A 19,340-nucleotide genomic window follows, 5' to 3' on the forward strand; every position below is an offset into this window, starting at 1 on the left:
GCACGCCGGTCTTCGGCATGCCCACCTCCCGCATGCCCGCGTTCGGCCGCGAGGCCGGCCGCATCCCGCCCCACGCCCCTACCACCGACCCGCCATCAGCGACCCATCACGGCCACACCACTGACACCAGGGAGCCCGATCCATGAAGCAGCCGACCACCGACGTCCCGAACCTCCCCCGCCAACTCGCCCGCACCCGGCGCTTCTCGCTCGGAACGCCGCGGCAGTTCACCGTCTCCACCGACGGCCGGCGGGTGCTCTTCCTGCGCACCGGCGGCGGCACCGACCCGGTCGGCCGGCTGTGGCTGTACCAGGACGGGGCGGAACGCCTCCTGGTCGCCCCGCCCAGCAGTGGTGACGACCTGCCCGCGGCCGAACGGGCGCGCCGGGAGCGGGCGCGGGAGAGCTCGGCGGGGATCGTGGCGTACGCGGCCGATCCGGCGCTCCGCACCGTCGCCTACGCGCTGGGCGGCCAGCTGTGGGCGGTGCGCACCGACGAGGGCGCGCCGTTCCGGGTGCCCACGGCCGGGCCGGTCGTCGACCCGCGCCCCTGCCCGGACGGACGGCGCATCGCCTACGTCACCGGCGGCGCCCTGCACGTGGTCACCCTGGACGGCGAGGACCGGGCCCTGGCCGTCCCCGAGGGACCGGACGTCGGATACGGGCTGACCGACCACGTCTCGGCCGAGTCGATGGGGCGGATGCGCGGCCACTGGTGGGCACCGGACGGCCGCGCCCTGCTCGCCGCCCGGGTCGACACCGCGCGGGTTGGACGCTGGTACCTCTCCGACCCCACCGACCCGACCGCCCCGCCCCGCGAGGTGCGGTACCCGGCGGCGGGCACCGCCAACGCCGACGTCTCCCTGCACCTGTTCTCCCTCGACGGCGACCGCACCGAGGTCCGCTGGGACCGGGAGGACTTCGAGTACCTGCCCGCCGCCGGATGGGACGCCCACGGCCCGTGGCTCGCCGTGCAGAGCCGCGACCAGCGCACCGTGCGGACCCTCGCCGTGGACCCGGCCACCGGCCGCACCCGTCTGCTGCACGAGCAGCGCGACCCGGCCTGGGTCGAGCTCGTCCCGGGCACCCCGCGGCGCACCGCCGCGGGGGCACTGGTGGTCACCCGCGACGAGGAGGACACCCGGCGGCTGGTGGTGGACGGCGAGGCGGTCACGCCGGTGGGCCTCCAGGTCCGCGAGGTGCTCGGCACGGACGGCGAGTCGGTGCTGTTCACCGGCGGCGACGAGCCCACCGAGACCCACGTCTGGTCGTGGGCGCCCGAGCGCGGCCACACCCGGATCAGCACGGAGCCCGGGGTGCACACCGCGGTGGCGGCGGGCGGCACCGTGGTGCTGGTCGGCCGGGTGGCGGAGCGCGACGCCGTCACCGTGTGGCGGGACGGGGCGACGGTCGGGCAGATCGCCTCGCTCGCCGAGCCGCCCGTCGTGACGCCGCGTCCGGCGTTCTGCCGGCTCGGCGAGCGGGAGCTGCGGGCCAGCCTGTACCTGCCCTCGTGGCACGAGCCGGGCGGCGGGCCCCTGCCGGTGCTGCTCGATCCGTACGGCGGTCAGCACCGGCAGGTCGCCACCCGCGCGCTGGGCTGGTGGTCCTGCCTGTCGCAGTGGTTCGCCGAGCAGGGATTCGCCGTGCTGGTGACCGACGGCCGTGGCTCCCCGGGCCGGGGTCCGGCCTGGGAGAAGGCGATCCGCGGCGACATCCTCTCGCCCGCCCTCGACGACCAGGTCGACGCGCTGCACGCGGCGGCGGAGCACTGCGGCGACCTGGACCTGGAGCGGGTCGCGATCCGCGGGTGGTCCTTCGGCGGGTTCCTCGCCGCGGGGGCGGTGCTGCGCCGCCCCGACGTCTTCCACGCGGCGGTGGCCGGCGCCCCGACCGCCGACCAGCGGCTGTACGACACGCACTGGAAGGAACGCTACCTCGGTCACCCCGACGAGGAGCCGGAGAACTACGACCGCTGCTCGCTGGTGGCGGACGCCCCCCTGCTGCGGCGTCCGCTGCTGCTGGTCCACGGCATGGCCGACGACAACGTGGTGGTCGCGCACACCCTGCGCCTGTCGGCGGCGCTGCTGGCCGCCGGCCGCCCGCACCAGGTGCTTCCGGTGCCGGGCGCCAGCCACATGGTCACGCGGGAGGACGTCGCGGAGCAGCTGCTCCACGTCCAGCTGGACTTCCTGCGCACGGCGCTGGGGCGTTGACACCGTGGGCGGGACCGCGCCCGGCGCGGTCCCGCCCACCGCGCCCCGTCGTCGCCTCGCGGGAGCCGGCGTCAGGCCACCCCGGCGCTCCGCCGGCTGGCCAGCACCGCCGCCAGCGTGGACTCCAGCTGGAGCGCGACGAGTCGCTCGACGGGATGCGGCTCGGCCCGGGTCTCCTCCCGCATCCGGTGGCACCACCGGTCGAAGTGGCCTTCCAGGCGGTCCAGTTCGGCGCGCGGCGGACGGCGGTCCCCGGCGGCGTGCTCGACCCGCAGCGCGCGCAGCAGCATCCCCGCGGCACGCAGCGGCAGTTGGCGGACGTAGTCCCGCGTCCCGGCCCACTCCGCCGGGGTGACCGGCCGCCGGCCGTGGTCCTGACGGGAGATCTCCCGCCAGTGCCGGGACGCCGTCCGCGCGATCGCCATCGTGTCCCGCACCGCCGCCCACACCATCGGCTGCCGCCCGTCCACCGGGCCCACCCGGGCGAGCAGCTCGTCGAGGACGTCCACGGCGGCGTCCATGTCGGCGGCGGACCGCCGCAGCGCCTCGGCGTAGCCGATCCGCGGGGACTCCGTCACGCCCACCCGCCACAGCGGCACCTCGGTGAACATCGCCAGGGCCCGGTGGCGCGCCGCGTAGTGGATGCTGCACGCCCCGTGCGGAAGCGCCCGCGCGTCGCCCCGGGGATCGACGATGAGCAGCGACTCGATCGGCGGCATGAGGTGGACGCCGGGGGCGACGTCGGGCCAGCCCGTGGTGTCGGCGTTGTCCGTCTCCAGCGGGATTCCCCGCCTGTCCGCGGCGCCCGCCAGGGCCTCCGGCAGCCCCGGGACCGGGTGGCTGACCACGAAGTGGGCGCCGCCGAAGTCGGAGTTGTGCAGCGAGACCAGCACGTCCGGCCGCAGCGCGTCGATCACCCGCATCAGGGACCGCGTCTCCGGCAGGACGGCGTCGAAGCGCGCCCCGCCGCTCGCGCAGGGGAAGGCCCATTCCGGCTGGTGGGCCAGGGCGGGGCGGAAGAAGTGCCGGTGGTAGGCGGAGATGGTGAGCGGCGCGGTGTACCACCGCTCGTTGAGGCGGGCCCCGTCCGGATCGAGGCAGGGGACGAAGTGCCAGGTGAGGTCCAGTCCCGTGGTCAGCTCCGGGGCGGACGCCACCATGCGGGCGGCCTCCAGGACGGTGCGGAACCCCACGGGCTCGTTGGGGTGGGGGCCGCCGACCACCAGGACGTGCCGCCCGCCGTTCCCGATCGACGCCAGGAGCAGCGGGTCGCCCAGCCGGGAGGTGCCCACCCGGGCCAGCCGGGCCACCCGGCGGTGCCGCCCGACGATGTCCCGCAGTTCCCCGTTCAGTCGGTCCACGGTGGGGAAGAGCGCGTGCTTCGGCATGTCGTCGAGGTGGGCGTCGAGAATCGCCCGCACCCGGTCGTCCCGCATCCGGCCTCCCGATGAACTGGTGAGGACTCCCCCGCGCGCGTACCACGCCTGACGGCCGAGCATACCGACGAAGCGTCCCGCGGCGTGCGCGGAAGGTGAGGATCGGCCGGCGGGGACGCACCGGCCGCGGCCGTCGCCCGGACCGGCCGGCGCGGCGGCGGTCAGGGCGCCGGAGGCCCCGGGTCGGCCAGGGCGGCGAGGGCCGCGCCGAGTTCCGGGTCGGCGGCGGACGCCTCGTCCAGGGCGGCCGCGAGCGTCTCCCGGTAGGTGTCCCGGGCCTGGGCGTGCCGGGCGCGCCCGTCCTCGGTGATCACCGTGTAGACGCCGCGCCTGTCGTCCGGGCAGAGGTCCCGGTAGGTGAAGCCGGCCGCGTTCAACCGGGCGACCAGTCGGGTCACCGAACTCTGGTTGAGGCCGATCCGGTCGGCCAGTTCCTGCATGCGCAGCCCCTTCGCGAACGGCACCAGGTGGCCGAGCGCGCGGTACTCGGAGAGCCCGAGGCCGTGCCCGCGCTGGAGCGCGTCGGCGAGGCGGTGTTCCACGTGGGCGTGCAGGGTGACCACGCGGTCCCACAGTTCCGCCTGACCCGCCCGGGCGGGTTGCGGCGCGGCTGTGACCTCGGAGGGCATCGCGGCTCCGTTCTCTCGTCGCCCGGCCGAGCCGGGTTGACACAAGAATACATGTACATGCATGATTCCCGTCGTCCCAAAGAACTTGCACATACATACAACTTTCTGGGAGCGGATGCCGCCATGGCCTGGTTCTACCTGCTCGTCGCCGCGGTCTTCGAGGTCGTCTTCGCCCTCGCCACCAACGCCACCCACGGCTTCACCGAACTGTGGCCCTCGCTGCTCACCGCCGCGGCCGCCGCCGGCGGGATCTTCTTCCTCAGCCTGGCCCTGCGCACCCTCGACGTGGGCGTCGGCTACACGGTGTGGACCGGCATCGGCTCGGTCGGCACCGTCGTCTTCGGCACCCTCGTCTTCGACGAGGCGCTCACCGTCTGGAAGGTGCTGGCCTTCGTGCTGATCATCGGCGGCGTCATCGGCCTCCGGCTCGCCGACCGGTTGACCGGCGACCGGCCCGCCGCCGAGCCGGAGGCCACCCGCGCCTCGTTCTCCGGCTGACCCCTCCCCTTTCCTCCCCCACCCCCCTCGTCAGTGAAGGAGCACCACCATGGCCTGGACCTACCTCGCGATCGCCATCGTCTTCGAGATCGCCTTCGCCCTCGGCACCAACGCGACCAAGGGATTCACCCGGCTGTGGCCGTCGGTCTTCACCCTCGTCGCGGCGGCCGGCGGCATCTACACCCTCAGCCTGGCCCTGCGGACCCTGGACGTGGGCGTCGGCTACACCATCTGGACCGGGGTCGGCTCGGTCGGCACGGTGCTCCTCGGGCACTCATCTACAAGGAGCGGATCACCCTGCCCAAGCTGCTCTCCTTCGCCGCGATCCTCGCCGGAGTGGTCACCCTCCGGCTGGCCGCCGGCGCCTGAACGCCCCTCGGTGAGGTCCGGGCAGGGCCGGCGGGGCGGCGGCACCGAATGGTCGGTCCGCCGCGCCCGCCGGCCCCGGCGGTCAGACGGTGAAGCCGCCGTCCACGTTGACCGTCGCGCCGGTGACATAGCCGGCGTCACCGCCGGCCAGGTGCGCGACCACGCCGGCGATCTCGTCGGGCGCGGCGTACCGGCCCAGCGCGGTGAAGCCGCGGATGGTCTCGGCACCCGGACCGTCGGAGGGGTTGGCGTCGGTGTCGGTCGGCCCGGGGTTGACCAGGTTGACCGTGATACCGCGCGGACCGAGGTCGCGCGCCAACCCCTTGGTCATGCCCACCAGCGCGGCCTTGCTCATGGCGTACAGGGCGAACCCGGGGAAGACCGCGCGCTCGGCCACGTTGCTGCCGATGCTGACGACGCGCCCGCCCTCGGTCATGTGGCGGGCCGCCGCCCGCGCGGCCAGGTAGGGGGCGCGGACGTTCACCGCGACCGTCCGTTCGAACTCCGCCGGCCCCAGCTCCTCCAGGGGACCGACGATGAAGGCACCGGCGTTGTTGACCAGGATGTCCAGCCCGCCCAACGCCGAGGCGGCGCGGTCCACCGCGCCGGTGACCTCCTCCGCGTCACCGCTGTCGGCGCGGATCACCACCGCCCGCCGGCCCATTCCCTCGATCTTCCCGGCCACCGCCGCGGCCCGCTCCTCGTCCTGCTGGTACGTCAGGGCGACGTCCGCCCCACCGGCGGCCAGCCGGAGCGCGACCGCCGCGCCGATCCCCCGGCTCGCGCCGGTCACCAGGGCCTTCTTTCCCGTGAACTCGTTCGTGTTCATGCCGAGAATCCTGCTCGGCCGCGCTCGCCGGCGCTGGCGGGAATCGGCCCTCGCGGTCTCAGGAGGCCGCGCCGCTCCGGGCGGTCGCGCGCTCGGCGCCGACGACGGCGTCGAGCAGGCCCGGGAATGCCGCGCCGAACTCCTCCCGTCGCAGCGCGTTCATCCGGGAGGTGCCGACGTAGTACTGCCGGATGAGCCCCGCCTCGCGCAGCACCCGCAAGTGGTGGGTCGCGGTGGACTTGCTCACCCCGAGGTCGAAGGAGCCGCAGCTGATGTCCGCGGGGGCGTCCCACAGCTGCGCGACGATGCTCCGCCGCACCGGGTCGACGAGGGCGTCGAGGACCCGCTGCAGCGTGATCGCGCGCGGGTCCGGGTACTCGGGGGTGCGGTCGGCGTCCATGGTTCCATACTACGACGACCATCGAAGTTTGACAGTGATCGTACTTCTGAGGTTGAGTGAGCCACCGCTTCCCAGCCGAAAGGACGACGCGATGACCCGGACGGTGCTGTTCCACGAGCTCGGTGGCCCCGAGGTGATGAGGTTGGAGGAGGTGGAGGTCGGCGAGCCGGGACCGGGCGAGGTCCGGATCCGGGTGGACGCGATCGGTCTGAACCGGGCCGAGGTGCTGTTCCGCACCGGCCACTACATCGAGCCGGTCAGGAGTTTCCCCGCCGGGCTGGGCACCGAGGGCGCCGGCGTGATCGAGGCGGTGGGCGAGGGGGTCACCGGCCTGCGGACCGGGGAGCCGGTCAGCGTCGTGCCCGCGTTTTCCCAGAACGACTACGCGCTCTACGCCGAGCGGGCGATCGTGCCCGCGGCCGCGGTGCTGCGCCGCCCGGACGGAGTCGGCGCGGTCGAGGGCGCGGCGGTGTGGATGCCGTATCTGACGGCCTACGGCGCCCTGCTGGAGGTCGGCGGGATGCGCCCCGGGGACACGGTCGTGCTGAACGCGGCGTCCAGCAGCGTCGGACTCGCCGCCATCCACGTCGCCGACCGGATCGGCGCCAGGGCGATCGCCCTCACCCGCACCGCGGCCAAGAGGGAGGCGCTGCTGAAGGAGGGCGCGGCGGAGGTGATCGTCACCGAGTCGGAAGACGTGGTCGAGCGGGTGCTGGAGGCGACCGACGGCCGGGGCGCCGAGTTCGTCTTCGACGCCGTCGCCGGTCCCGGCGTGCGGGACCTGGCACGGGTCGTCGCGGACGAGGGCAGCCTCGTGGTGTACGGAGCACTGAGCGGCGAGCCGACCCCCTACCCGGGCGTCGAACAGGGCACGCTCACCATGCGCACGTACATCGTGCACGAGACGACCAGGCGCCCCGAGCGCCTGCGGCGGGCGGAGGCGTTCGTGTCCTCCGGGCTGCGTTCGGGCGCCTTCCGGCCCGTGGTGGACCGCACCTTCGCGCTGGACGAGATCGTCGAGGCCCACCGGTACCTGGAGTCGGGTGCCCAGATCGGCAAGATCGTGGCCACCGTTCCGCACTGATCGCCACCGGATCGACAGGGTTCCGACCGTGGGGGTCGGTGTCGCCCGGCCCCCACGGCGCGCTCGCCGGCGACGGCGGGATCAGCCGATGAAGGTGTCGGCGGGCAGGTAGTACCGCCCGCGGAGCGCCCGCACGCCCGGCGTCCCCGTGATGATCTCGTAGAGGTCGTCCAGGGCGGCGCCGGCCACCGCCTCCGCGTGGGCCTCGGGGCTGGTCCACTCCGCCCAGTTCAGCACCCGGGTGCCGTCCAGGCTGTGGTGGAAGTGGGAGGAGACGGCCCCGGGACGGGGCTCCACGCCCTCGGCCGCGTCGAGCAGGGCGTCGGTGATGTGGCGTTGGCGTTCGGGGCCGTCGACGTCGAAGGCGGCGGTGACCACGCAGCCCGGCGACGGCGCGTCGGGCCCGGCCGGGGCCCCGCGGTGGATCCGGTACGGCACGGCCAGCTCCGCCCAGCCGCCACCGCCGGGCCACACCCGCGCGGCCGCGGGACCGCTCCACTGGCCGTAGCTCAGGAGCGCCTCGCCGTCGTCGCTCGCCAGCACGGACAGCTCCAGCAGGCCCTTCGGCCACTCGGCGTCCCGGACGCCGGCGCGCAGCGCATCGAGCGCCGCCCGCTGCCCCTCGGCGGTACCGGTGAAGAGGGAGCCGACGGTGACCGTGGTGACGTCGGCGCGGCCGGGATCGGGCAGCCGCGGGGGCAGGGGCGTCATGAGGGCGTCCTTTCTCGGGTGTCACCGGACCACGCGGCAGTCTCCCGACCGCCGCCGGCGCCCCTCCAGTGGTTTTCCGCCCCGCGCGCCCGCATCCGGCGGGCCCGGCGGGTGGGCGACGCGCCCCGGGGAGGGTGCCCCACCGGGGCCGCTCCCGCCCCTTGACGCTGTCGTCACCCTGTTGAAACACTCATGACAACTCGTCAGGCGTCCCGTTCCCCACAGGGCTCGGACGCCCGCCGCCACCGACGGTCCCCCTCCCGCCACGGGGTATCCACGGGCTGATTTTGAATCGATTCATCGGATCAGCGCGTGTGGCGCCGAGGCACGCCCGGGGCCCACGGCCCCGGCCAATGAGACCCCCTCAGCACAGGAGTGCCAGATGGCCAGAACAGCGACCCGCCCCGGGAAGCACAGGTTCACCCTCGCCCTCGCCGGCCTCGCGGCGATGGTCAGCGCCGCCGGCATGCTGCCGGCCACCGCCAGCGCCGCGCAGGGCGCGGCGCGGCCTGCCGCGAGCCCCGCCGGCACCGTGGACGCCGCCGGGACGGCGGCCGTGCTGGCCGACTGCGGCACCGGCACCTACCACGCCGAGGCCGTGCTGAGCGGCAGCACCTGGACCGCCCGCCGCGGCGGCAGCACGGTCTACACCGGCACCGACATGCGCGCCGCCGTCCAGGCGGCCATCAACAGCCTCTCCTCGGGGCGCACCACCAAGGAGCGGGTCGTGGTGCGCGGCTCCGGCTCGATGAGCGCCGGCTCCCGGATCTCGCTGCCCAGCTACACCGCGATCGACGTCTGCGGCACCATCAACGTGACCGGCTCCGGCACCGGGGACCAGGCGCCGATCTACGCCCGGGGCGTGCGCGACGTCGAGGTGCAGCACCTCAACGTCACCGGCGCCCCGCTGTACGGGATCTTCATGCGCAACGTGGAGAACGTCGTCCTCGGACAGATTGACATGCGCCTGTCCGCCGGTCTCGGCGTCCGCATCGACAACCGCGGCGACACCAGTGTGCGCTCCCGGAACATCCGCATCGACAACGTGTACGTCTCCGGCGCCAGCAGCCACGCCGTGGAGACCTACGGCGTCGACGGGATCACCATCGGCACCGTCACGGCCCGCAACGTCGGGGAGTCCGGGCTGCTGCTGAACGAGACCATCAACGCCACCATCACCCGGGTGGACGCCGACGGCGCCGGCACCGGCACCGGCTACGCCGCGTTCCGCATGGCCAACCGCAACGGCCGGGTCGGCAGCAGCTACCCCACCAACATCCGGGTGGGCGAGGTGATCGCCCGCGGCGGCGGACGCGGCGTGTTCTGCGTCTCCGAGAGCGGTGGCGCGGTGATCGACAGGGTGAACATCTCCAACACCGGCAACAACGCCATCCTGATCGAGAACTGCTACAACGTCACCATCGCGGCGCAGTCGGGCAGCGTGACGGGCGGCGGGGAGATCCGGCTCGCGGCGCGGTCCGAGTTCCCCAACAACTCGAACATCACCATCCAGAACCTGACGGTGACCAACTCCGCGATCCGCGAGAGCCCCTGCGGAACCAACATCACCATCCGCAACAACACCCTGGTGAACAGCTCGCTGAACGTCTGCTAGCGCCCGGCCGTCGCCGGTGCCGTCGAGCACGGCGGCACCGGCTCCGCGGCGGCGCGGCACCGGCGCGGCGGGGACCGGTGGGTGGGCCGGCGGCGGCGCCGGCCCACCCACCGGTCCAGCGGCGTGGGCGCCCCGTCACCCCAGGCCCTGGAGGAACCGCCGCCGCAGCTGACGGGCGTGCTCGGCGTTCCGGGCGGCCCGCCGCCGGGACTCCTCGGCCCTGCGCAGCAGCCACTCCTCGCGCTGGGCGGTGAACTCGGCCATCCGGGCGTCGCGCTGGTCGTACATGGACCGCCGCAGGGCGTCCAACCGGTCGCGGTCGGGGAGCCGGAGGTCCTTCATCGACGGCCCCTCCCAGCGGCGCGGGAGCCGCCGCTCCACCGGGAGGATGTCGAAACGGGGCCCGGGCAGGGTCTGGTACCAGTAGGCGGTCGTGGCCCAGTCGTCGGACAGGTGGTTGGCGTGCCCGTGCTCCATGGTGACCCGGATGCGGCGCTCGAAGCGCACCGGGTCGGCCAGGTGGAAGCGGTAGCTCACCTGGTACCCGGGGACGTCGTCCTCGTGGATGATGGTGCCCTGGAACGGGTAGTGGATCTTCTGCATGCCCCAGCCGTGGCTGAAGTAGTCCTCCCCGCCGGTGCCGTGCATGCTCGGCGGCCAGCTTGTGGAGCCGTCCGGGAGGAAGTCGTCGTCGATGAAGATCATGTCGTCGCCCTCGCCCCACCAGGTGCCGGTGAAGTGGGTGACCGAGTGGTTGCAGCCGATGTAGTTGCCGGCGCCCTCGGTGTCCAGGATGACGTAGTTGTCCTTCCCGTCGAGGTTGGGGACCTGCGTCTCCAGGCTGTTCACCTGGAGGTCTGGGCCCCATCCGTCGCACGGGTCGCTGCGGCGCCACTGGGCGTGGAAGTAGAGGGTGTCCTCGGGCAGGTCCTCGGCGTACAGCTCGTAGTCGACGTAGAAGTACTGCACGTACGCGACGTCGTTCTGGTTCTCCACCTCGATGCGGGCGCGGGTGTTGAACGGCATCGGCAGGAAGCAGTTGAACGCGGCCGGGCCGCCGTACCTCCGCTCCGAGTCCTCCTTGACCGAGACGGTGAACGGCAGCGACTGGAAGCTGGCCGGCATGGACTGTCCGACGCAGAAGAAGTCGCCGAGCGGCGCCACGACGCTGGGGTGCTCCTGGTCGTCCCAGTACATGCGGATGACGACCTTGCGGTAGTAGTCCGGGTCGTTGACCTCCCAGTTGTAGCCCAGCGCGTTGTTGAACTCGACCATGGCGGTGCCGGCCTGGCGGGCGTCGAACAGGCCGGGGCCGAGGATCCGGCGGCAGCCCTGCACGAACCACAGGTGGGTGATGGCGCCGGGACCCTCCAGGTCGGCGAGGACCGCGGTCTCACCGGGCATCACGACGAACGCGTCCTCGTTCAGGCCGGTGTGGTCCCAGCTGGCCACCCGGGCCGAGCGGGCGCGGCGGCGCTTGGCCCCGCGGGAGAGCAGGTCGTCGCCGAGGGCGAAGGACCGAGGGGACATGGGGCGTGCCTTTCGTGTGCGCGGACGGGTCAGCCCTTCAGGCCGGACGCCTTGACCGATTCGACGATCTGCCGCTGGAGCAGCAGGAACAGGGCGAGGGTGGGCACGGCGGCGACCAGCGAGGCGGCCATGACCAGGTTCCAGTCGCCGCCGTACTGGGTCTGGAACTGCGACATGCCCACCTGCACCACCCACAGCTCGGCCTCCCTGGCCACGGTGAGCGGCCACAGGAAGCTGTTCCAGGTGGACAGGAAGGTGGTCACGGCCAGGGCCGCCAGCATCGAGCGGCTCAGCGGCAGCACGACCCGTACGAAGCGCCGCAGGTAGCCGCAGCCGTCCAGGTCGGCGGCCTCCTCCAGGTCCCGGGGGAACTGGAGGTAGAACTGCCGCATCAGGAAGATGGGGAAGGCGGTGAAGGAGACCGGGAGGATGAGCCCGGCGTAGCTGTTCACCAGCCCCAGCCGCGCCACCACCATGAACAGCGGCACCAGGATCACCGGCATGGCCACCATCAGGGTGGCGAAGATGACGCCGAAGAGCGCCCCACGGCCGCGGAACCGCAGCCGGGCCAGCGCGTAGGCGGCCATGGAGCCGAGGAACACCAGCAGCGCGGTGACCACCACGGAGGTGAGCAGGCTGTTGAGCAGGAACCGCGCGTAGGGGATGCGGGTGAACACCTCGGCGATGTTGTCCAGGGTGAGGTTCGCCGGGATCAGCGCGGCGCCCCGGATCTCGGCGGCGTCCTTGAACGCCCCGGAGAGCATCCACAGCAGCGGGAAGAGCTGCACGGCGGCGAGGACGGTCGCCAGCGCCAGGCGCACGGCCCGGCCGACGCGCGCGCCCCGGCCCCTAGTCGGCGTGGTCAAAGCGGCCTCCTCGCGTGATCCGGAAGGCGATGGCGGTCAGCGCGAGCAGCGCGAGCGCGTAGACGGTGGCCATGGCCGAGGCGTAGCCGACGTTGTTGAACTTGAACGCCTGTTGGTAGATGTAGAAGACGCCCATGCTGGTGGAGTTGGCCGGTCCGCCCTGGGTCATCACGAAGATCAGGTCGAACGCCTGGAGGCCGGCCAGCCCCGCGATCGAGGTGAGGACCAGGACGAAGAAGGTGGTCGGCCGCAGCATGGGCAGCACCACGCTCCACAGGGTCTGCCAGGGCCCGGCGCCGTCCAGCCGCGCGGCCTCCAGCGTCTCCGTCGGGATCTCCTGGAGCCCGCCGAGCAGGATGATCATGTAGAAGCCGACGAAGAACCAGATGCTGATGAGGGCGACGCACCACAGCGCCCAGCCGGGATCCCCGAGGAAGGACGGCGGGTCGTCCACGCCGAGCCCGCGCAGCGCCTGGGCCACCACGCCGGTCGAGTCGGCGAGCATGTACCGCCACACCAGGCCGACCACGACGAGACTGACCGCGTAGGGGGCGAAGAAGGCGGTGCGGAAGAAGGCCCGCGCCGGCAGCGCCCCGTTGACCAGGAGCGCCATGGTCAGGGCGACGACGTAGACGCCGGGGACGAACACCACCACGTACAGCGCGGTGGTGCGCATGCTGCTCCAGAACAGCGGGTCGGTGAGCAGCCGCCGGTAGTTCTCCGCGCCGGTGAAGCGGACGTTGCCGAAGCCGTCGGCGTCGGTGAAGCCGAGGAGCAGGGCCAGCACCATGGGCAGCAGGACGAAGACCGCGATGCCCAGGGTGGCCGGGGTGACGAAGAGCAGGCCGGCCACTTCCTCCCGGTGCTCCCGCTCCCGCCGTCCGGCGTGCCGCCGGCCCCGCGGGCCGCCCGGGGCGGCGGTGGGTCTCCCGGCCGCGGGCCGGGGATGGACGTCAACCATGTCAGGATCCCATCGGTGCGCCGTCGTAACCGGTGAGGGCCGAGTCGATCTGGGCGCTGGCGCGCTGGGCCGCCGCCCGCGGATCGGTGCCGCTGAGCATGGCCGCCTGGAGGGCGTCCATGACCGCCTTGACCACCTCGGGTGGGAAGCGGGGCTCGCCGCGCCCCAGTGGCGTGGTCGGGCTGCCGGGGTCGGTGCGGGGCAGGCCGACCGCGTCGAAGGCGGCGAAGGACATCAGCGGGTCGCCGTCCAGCAGGCCCGCGGCCACCGCCGCGTCCATCACCGAACGGCGGGCGGGAAGGGTCTTCTTGGCGGCGAAGGCCCACTCCACCATGCGGTCCCGGCTCTCCCCGGCGGCCACCGCCCACACCGCGAACTCCGCGGCCTCGCGGGCCCGCGGGCTGTCGCGGTTGACGCAGACGGCCCAGCCGCCCATGCCGGTCAGGGCCGGGCTGCCGGCGTCCGGCGCGGGCAGCGGGAACATGCCGTAGCGGAAGCCGGGGGCGCCCTCGTCGAGGAACGCTCCGCCGGCGGTGACCATCTGCTGCATGGCGACGTAGCCCGACGCCAGGTTGGCCACCAGGTCGCCGCCCCCGCCGCCCTGGGTGGTGCGCGGCGCGAGGCCCTCCTGGACGGCGTCCTGCCACAGCCGCAGGGCGGCGACGGTGGCCTCGGAGTCGAAGGCGGAGGCGGCGCCGCGGGTCACCTCGCCGCCGGCCTGCCAGAGGAAGGGGTACCAGCAGAACACCTGGTAGACGTTCGGGTTGGTCTCGAACATCAGGCCGTAGCGGTCCCGGGTGCGCAGCCGGTCGGCCACGGCCAGCAGGTCCGGCCAGGTCGTGGGGATGTCCGCCTCGGACAGGCCCGCCCTCTCGAAGGCGTCCACGTCGTAGAACATGGCCAGCGGCTCGTTCTCCATCGGCAGCGCGTAGACGCGGCCGTCCACGGTGCGGGTGGACAGCGCCGAGGAGTAGAAGTCGTCGACCTGCGCGCCGAGGGCGTCGGTCAGGTCGTACAGGACGCCGCCGTTGTAGTACCGCAGGAAGTCGCCGGGGCTGATGATGAACAGGTCCGGTGCCTGGTCGGCGGAGAAGGCGGCCTGCAACTGGGTGCCCTCGGCGTACTGCGCCACCGGGATGTAGGTCAGGTCGAGCCGGGCTCCGCCCTGGGCGGTCCAGTCCCGCAGCAGGGTCGTGAACCAGTCGTTCTGCCGGGAGACGGCGTAGCCGCCGCCGCTCTGCGGCGCGTACCACTGCCAGAAGTCGAGGCCGGCGGGTGTCCCGTTCGCCGGGGAGCAGGCGCTGAGCGCCGGCCCGAGCGCGGCCGCGCCGGCGGCCGAGGCCCCGGCCCTGAGCAGTGTGCGCCTGGTCGGTGCGCCGGTGGGGCGCGGGGGAGTTCGTTGGTCGTGCACTGTCCACCTCCTCGTGGTCGGCCGACCGCCCGTGGCGGTGTCCGCCTACGGGGTCGCGTCCGGATGCGCGCCGGACTACGCGGTGCCGGGCACGGCGCCGAGCGGTGGGCCCGGCGCCGTGCGCGGGTGGGAGCGGGGGGCGCCGGCCGGCGAGAGGGCCGGCGCCCCGGCGGGGGACGGCGGGCGCGTGGGGCCGCGCGGGCCGTCGTGGTGGCGCCGCCTCGAGGGCGGCGCCGGTCAGGGGCCGACTTCCGGATCGGGGCGCTTGTCGCGGATCCGGAGCGGGTCCAGGTCCCATGCCTGGACGGCGTAGCGGGCCGCGGTGGCGGCGGCGCCGGGCCGGGGGGTGACCGGGGCGGCGGTGGCCCGCAGCCGCCAGGGGGTGTCACCGGTCGGGTAGAACCGCAGGGTGAGGGCTTGGCCGGTGGCGAGGAACAGTTCGGCGATCGAGTGGTCCACCACGATCCGCAGTTCGACGGCTCCGCCCGTGGTGACGGGCAGCCGGTAGCGGTCGGACTGCGCGCGCGGGTCGCGCGAGGCGTGGGTGCGGTCCACCACCAGGTCGCCGGTGGCCGGGTCGAGGGCGATGTCCAGGTGCTCGGTTCCGTCGTCGGAGGTGACCAGCCGCAGGGCCCCGGCCGCGCCGTCGTGTCGTTCCAGCCGGACGGCCGCCTCGAAGCAGCGGCCGACCTCGCCGAGGTCCACCGGGTGGTCCGGGGCGACCTCGCCCGCGGCGTCCACCCGCTGGGCGCCGCGCAGCCGGAGGAGTTCACGGGCGGGGCGCTGGTGGACCGTGCCGTCCTCGCCGAGGGTGACCTCGCGGGGCAGGGTGAGCATGCCGGCCCAGCCGACCTCGTCGGTCCAGGCGCTGGGGGCGCCGACGTAGGCGGCGTCGCGTGCCTCCCAGGACCACGCCCACATCAGCCAGCGGCCGTCCGGGGCGGGCAGCAGCGCGGGGGCGTAGAAGTCGGGGCCGTGGTCGAGCAGCTGCGGCGCCCCGGCGTGGAAGCGGCCCTCCGCGTCCTCCCGCCCCGGGTACGCGGCGGTGCGCAGGGCGCCGTCCACCGGGTCCCAGGCGCTGAGCAGCACGGCGCCGCGGCCGTCGCCGAAGTGGGCGTACTGGCTGCACTCCCAGCCCTCCTCGGTGTCGCCGCCGTCCGGCAGGGGCTCCGGGGGGCGGGCCAGGAAGGGCCCGGTGTAGGTCCATTCCTCCAGGTCGTCGGAGGTGTAGTGAAGGGCGGCGCCCCGGCCGTCGGCGAGGGCGGCGCCGACCAGCATCCGCCAGCGTTCCCCGTCGCGCCACACGTAGGGGTCGCGGAACATGGTGGTGCCGGCGGGGGGTTCGGGGATGAGCAGCCCGTCGCGCTTGGTGAAGGTCAGTCCGCCGTCGTGCGAGACGGCGCTGGTGACGGGCTGGTACCAGCGGTCGGCGCGCTTGGCGGAGTAGAAGGCGCGCAGCTCGTCGCCGAGGTCGACGGCGTTGCCGGACCAGACGCCGTCGGCGTCCTCGCCGCGGGGGGTGGGGGCGAGCGCGATGGGGAGGAGTTCCCAGTCCAGCAGGTCCCGGCTGCGGAAGTGGCCCCAGTGCATGTCGGCGTGGGCGGCGCTGCGCGGGTTGTACTGGAAGAAGACGTGGTAGTGGCCCTCGTGGAAGACCAGTCCGTTGGGGTCGTTGACCCAGTTGCGGGGCGGTCTGAGGTGGATGGCGGGGTGGTGCGGATCCGGAGGGGGACTTGACACGGCGCTGCGCCTTTCTCGGGTGCTTGCCGGGGCGGTGATCAGCCGCCCACGCGCGCGTCGTAGCGGCGGCGGACGGCGGCGGCCTGGCGGATGTTGGCCTCGGATTCCCGCAGCGAGCGCTCGCCGCGCTGGCGGGTGCGCTCGGCGAGGCGTTCCAGGTGCCGTTCGAAGCGGGCCCGGTACCGCTCCCGCATCACGGCGATCTCCTCGGCCACGGCGCCGTAGCGGGGCGCCGGGGCGGGGGTCGGCGGGGCGGGGGGCCGCACGGGCAGGCGCTGCTCCAGGGGGAGGATGGACGCCTTGGGCGAGGGCAGGGTCTGGTACCAGTACGCGGTGGAGGCCCAGTCGTCGCTCAGGTGGTTGCCGTGGCCGTGCTCGACGCTGACCCTGATGCGCTCCTCGAAACGGACCGGGTCGGCCACGTGGAAGCGGTAGTTGACGGAGTAGCCGGGGACGTCGGCCTCGTGCAGGATCGCGCCGTGGTAGAGGTAGGCGTTCTTCTGCATCCCCCAGGCGTGGTTGAAGTAGTCCTCCGTGCCGGTGCCGTGGAGCGAGGGCGGCCACGAGGTGGAGCCGTCCGGGAGGAAGTCGTCGTCCACCCAGATCATGTCGTTGCCCTCGCCCCACCAGCTGCCCTGCCGGTGGTACACGGAGAGGTTGCAGCCGACGTAGTGCCCCCGGCCCTCGGTGTCCAGGATGACGTAGTTGTCCTCGCCGGTGACGTCGACGATGTTGACCTCGGGGCTGTTGGTCTGGATGTCGGGGGCCCAGCCGCCGCAGGGGTTGCTGCGGTTCCAGCGGGCGTGGAAGTAGAGGGTGTCCGCGGGGAGGTCCTCGGGGTACAGCTCGTAGTCGACGTAGAAATACTGCTGGATCGGCAGGTCGTTCTCGTTGACCAGCTCGATGCGTGCGCGCCTGTTGAACGGCATCGGCGCCCAGCAGTTCAGCGCCGCGCTGCCGCCGAAGACCAGTGACTCCTCGGGCTTGGCGGAGACCGTGAACAGGGCCGACTGGTAGCTGTTGGGCATGCAGTGCCCGACGCCGAAGAAGTCGCCGAGCGGCACCAGGACGGCCGGCTCCTCCTCGTCGTCCCAGGTGATGCGGATGAGGACCTTGCGGTAGTAGTCCGGGTCGGGCTCCTCCCAGTTGACGCCGAGGGCGTTGTGGATCTCCATCACCGGCGCGACGGTGTCCGCCTCCAGCGGGTCGATCAGCCCCGGGCCGAGCGTCCTGCGGCAGAACTGGGTCATCCAGATGTGGGTGATCTGCCCCGGCCCCTCGATGTCGGCGAGGACCCGGGAGGAGTGTGCCGGAGTGGTCCAGTAGTCCTGGTTGCGACCGCGCTGGTCCCAGCTGGAGACCCGGGCGGTGCGGGCGCGGGTGGCGCGCGTCAGGTGGGACAGGGCGGAACCTGACATGGGGTGGCCTTTCGGGGTGGCGGGACGGGTGGTGCGTGGCCGGAACGGCCGGGGGTTCGTTCGTCGGGCGGTCGCGCTAGTCGGCGCAGCCGCAGGAGGTGCGGTAGGTGATGGTGGGCTCCAGGCGGACGACCTCGTCGCCGTCCGGGGCGTCCTCGTTCATGCGCCGCAGCAGCAGCCGCATGGCGGTGGCGCCGATGTCGAAGGCGGGCTGGCGGACGGTGGTGATCCGTGGCTCGAACAGGTCGGCGTGCGGGAAGCCGTCGAAGACCGCGAGCCGCAGGTCGTCGGGGACGCGCAGGCCCAGGTCGGCGGCGGCCGCCAGGACGCCGGCCGCGGTCTCGGTGCTGGCGCAGACGAACGCCTCGGGACGCCGCTCGCCGCCGAGCAGCACCGCGGCGGCGGCGCGGGTCTCGGCGGCCAGGCCGGACCCGGTGATCAGCAGCGCCGGATCCGGTTCGACGCCCGCGTCCCGGAGCGCCGTGGTGTACCCGAGGTGGCGCTCGGCGATGGTGGAGACCGCCAGGTCGCCCGCGGCCAGGGCGATCCGGCGGTGGCCGTGCTCGATCAGGTGCCCGACCAGCTCCCGCATGGGCCGGGTGTTCTCCACGCCCACCTGGTCGCCGGACCGCCCGCTGCCGATGCGGTCCATGAACACCACCGGGGTGCCGGCCTCCCGGATGGCGTCGGTCTCCCGTCCGTCGGAGTGCGCGACGGGCGCCACGATCAGCCCGTCCACCCGGCGGGCGGTCAGCACGTGCAGCGAGCGGGCCTCGTGTGCCGGGTCCTCGCCGGAGGTGGCCAGCAGCAGGGTGTACCCGGCCTGGGTCGCCTCGTGCTCCACGCCCCGGACCATGTCGGCGAAGGTCGGCTGGCCGGGGTCGGAGACCACCAGGCCGACGGAGTCGGTGCGCGAGCGGCGCAGCGAGCGGGCGAGGGTGTCCTGGCGGTACCCGACCTCCTCGATGGCCGCCAGGACCCGCTGGCGGGTCTTCTCGGCCACCCGTCTGGTGCCGTTCACCACGTGGGACACCGTGGAGATCGAGACCCCGGCACGTTCCGCCACATCCACGATCGTCGCCACGCTCGGGCACACCTTTCCGTCGACATCGAAACGTTTGCGCAACAGGGCGCGTTGTAAAACGTTTGCGCGAAACGTTTGCGTCGATGTTGCCCCCGTCACACCGCACTGTCAACGGGCCCGGCAGCACCTTCTGCCCCGCGCTGATCGCCGGTCACACGGGCAGCGCGTGCCACCCCCGGACGGGGAACGCGGAGGAGAGCCTCTCTTGGGCCCTGACCACCGCCGATCACCCTGATGGGCAATCAGCGACGCGCCAGCCGACGTGTACCAAGGCGCTGCGGGAAACCCGGACGAGCACGCCCCGGCCCTTCGTTGTCCCCCCTCCGCAGCCAGGAAAAGCCGCTCCCGGCAGGGCAGGAGAATCCACCACCCGCAGGCCGGAAACCCCTCTCCACCGGCAGGAGAATCCCCCAGATCCACAGACGGGAAAAACCTCCTTGCCCGCGGACTCCCACCCGAGCTACCCCTGGAGACCAGGGGGGTTCGCGATTGTCCACAGGCAGCACAAACCCCCTTGCGCCCGCCCACCCCACCCGGCTAACCC

General features: G+C 73.4%; 16 protein-coding genes and 1 pseudogene. 5 read left to right on the forward strand and 12 right to left on the reverse strand.

Annotated elements, in window-relative coordinates; translation table 11 throughout:
• Window positions 1-142 precede the first annotated feature (142 nt).
• Entirely contained in the window at window positions 143-2,215 is a 2,073-nt protein-coding gene (locus tag FHU37_RS08365; RefSeq protein ID WP_179813579.1) for a S9 family peptidase, read from the forward strand.
• 71 nt (window positions 2,216-2,286) lie between these two features.
• Here FHU37_RS08365 and FHU37_RS08370 read toward each other — a convergent pair whose 3' ends face one another.
• Both FHU37_RS08370 and FHU37_RS08375 read right to left on the reverse strand, forming a co-directional pair.
• Window positions 2,287-3,651 (reverse strand): M14 family zinc carboxypeptidase, encoded by a 1,365-nt coding sequence (locus FHU37_RS08370; RefSeq protein WP_179813580.1) that lies wholly within the window; start codon window positions 3,649-3,651, stop codon window positions 2,287-2,289.
• Window positions 3,652-3,812: 161 nt separating this feature from the next.
• Window positions 3,813-4,280, reverse strand: a complete 468-nt coding sequence (locus tag FHU37_RS08375; protein WP_179813581.1) for a MarR family winged helix-turn-helix transcriptional regulator — start codon at window positions 4,278-4,280, stop codon at window positions 3,813-3,815.
• A gap of 123 nt (window positions 4,281-4,403) precedes the next feature.
• Here FHU37_RS08375 and FHU37_RS08380 point away from each other — a divergent pair, with 123 nt between their 5' ends.
• The gene (locus FHU37_RS08380) at window positions 4,404-4,778 is read left to right on the forward strand and encodes a DMT family transporter (RefSeq protein ID WP_179813582.1); all 375 of its coding nucleotides are present in this window, start codon (window positions 4,404-4,406) and stop codon (window positions 4,776-4,778) included.
• 49 nt (window positions 4,779-4,827) lie between these two features.
• A pseudogene (locus FHU37_RS29625) lies at window positions 4,828-4,989 on the forward strand (DMT family transporter); the annotation flags it as partial.
• Between the two features lie 240 nt (window positions 4,990-5,229).
• On the opposite strand, the gene FHU37_RS08390 reads toward FHU37_RS29625, so the two are convergent.
• Together FHU37_RS08390 and FHU37_RS08395 are read right to left on the reverse strand one after the other, a co-directional pair.
• Window positions 5,230-5,976: an SDR family NAD(P)-dependent oxidoreductase gene (locus FHU37_RS08390; protein ID WP_179813583.1), complete on the reverse strand. Its 747-nt coding sequence runs from the start codon at window positions 5,974-5,976 to the stop codon at window positions 5,230-5,232.
• 58 nt (window positions 5,977-6,034) lie between these two features.
• Window positions 6,035-6,376: an ArsR/SmtB family transcription factor gene (locus FHU37_RS08395; RefSeq protein WP_179813584.1), complete on the reverse strand. Its 342-nt coding sequence runs from the start codon at window positions 6,374-6,376 to the stop codon at window positions 6,035-6,037.
• A 91-nt stretch (window positions 6,377-6,467) separates the two neighbouring features.
• Here FHU37_RS08395 and FHU37_RS08400 point away from each other — a divergent pair, with 91 nt between their 5' ends.
• On the forward strand, window positions 6,468-7,460 hold the full coding sequence (locus tag FHU37_RS08400) for a zinc-dependent alcohol dehydrogenase family protein (protein WP_179813585.1): 993 nt from the start codon (window positions 6,468-6,470) through the stop codon (window positions 7,458-7,460).
• An 81-nt stretch (window positions 7,461-7,541) separates the two neighbouring features.
• On the opposite strand, the gene FHU37_RS08405 is transcribed toward FHU37_RS08400, so the two are convergent.
• Window positions 7,542-8,171: an antibiotic biosynthesis monooxygenase gene (locus tag FHU37_RS08405; protein WP_179813586.1), complete on the reverse strand. Its 630-nt coding sequence runs from the start codon at window positions 8,169-8,171 to the stop codon at window positions 7,542-7,544.
• Window positions 8,172-8,553: 382 nt separating this feature from the next.
• Here FHU37_RS08405 and FHU37_RS08410 point away from each other — a divergent pair, with 382 nt between their 5' ends.
• Window positions 8,554-9,786, forward strand: coding sequence for a right-handed parallel beta-helix repeat-containing protein (locus FHU37_RS08410; RefSeq protein WP_179813587.1), 1,233 nt, complete (start codon window positions 8,554-8,556; stop codon window positions 9,784-9,786).
• A gap of 135 nt (window positions 9,787-9,921) precedes the next feature.
• On the opposite strand, the gene FHU37_RS08415 is transcribed toward FHU37_RS08410, so the two are convergent.
• From FHU37_RS08415 to FHU37_RS08445, 7 genes are all read right to left on the reverse strand, one after another.
• Window positions 9,922-11,316, reverse strand: coding sequence for a glycoside hydrolase family 172 protein (locus FHU37_RS08415; protein WP_179813588.1), 1,395 nt, complete (start codon window positions 11,314-11,316; stop codon window positions 9,922-9,924).
• A gap of 29 nt (window positions 11,317-11,345) precedes the next feature.
• Complete coding sequence (locus FHU37_RS08420; RefSeq protein ID WP_218903973.1) at window positions 11,346-12,182, reverse strand: carbohydrate ABC transporter permease; 837 nt, start codon at window positions 12,180-12,182, stop codon at window positions 11,346-11,348.
• Window positions 12,166-13,143 carry a carbohydrate ABC transporter permease gene (locus tag FHU37_RS08425; RefSeq protein ID WP_179813589.1) on the reverse strand — a complete coding sequence of 326 codons (978 nt, stop codon included), beginning with the start codon at window positions 13,141-13,143 and terminating at the stop codon, window positions 12,166-12,168. The genes FHU37_RS08420 and FHU37_RS08425 overlap by 17 nt, the downstream gene beginning before the upstream one ends.
• A 1-nt stretch (window position 13,144) precedes the next feature.
• Window positions 13,145-14,554 carry an ABC transporter substrate-binding protein gene (locus tag FHU37_RS08430; RefSeq protein ID WP_218903974.1) on the reverse strand — a complete coding sequence of 470 codons (1,410 nt, stop codon included), beginning with the start codon at window positions 14,552-14,554 and terminating at the stop codon, window positions 13,145-13,147.
• Between the two features lie 237 nt (window positions 14,555-14,791).
• Entirely contained in the window at window positions 14,792-16,294 is a 1,503-nt protein-coding gene (locus FHU37_RS08435) for a glycoside hydrolase family 32 protein (RefSeq protein WP_179813590.1), read from the reverse strand.
• 38 nt (window positions 16,295-16,332) lie between these two features.
• Window positions 16,333-17,712 (reverse strand): glycoside hydrolase family 172 protein, encoded by a 1,380-nt coding sequence (locus FHU37_RS08440; protein WP_179813591.1) that lies wholly within the window; start codon window positions 17,710-17,712, stop codon window positions 16,333-16,335.
• Between the two features lie 76 nt (window positions 17,713-17,788).
• Window positions 17,789-18,796: a LacI family DNA-binding transcriptional regulator gene (locus FHU37_RS08445; RefSeq protein ID WP_179813592.1), complete on the reverse strand. Its 1,008-nt coding sequence runs from the start codon at window positions 18,794-18,796 to the stop codon at window positions 17,789-17,791.
• Between the last annotated feature and the right edge of the window lie 544 nt (window positions 18,797-19,340).

The organism is Allostreptomyces psammosilenae, from assembly GCF_013407765.1.
Taxonomy (GTDB): Bacteria; Actinomycetota; Actinomycetes; order Streptomycetales; family Streptomycetaceae; genus Allostreptomyces; species Allostreptomyces psammosilenae.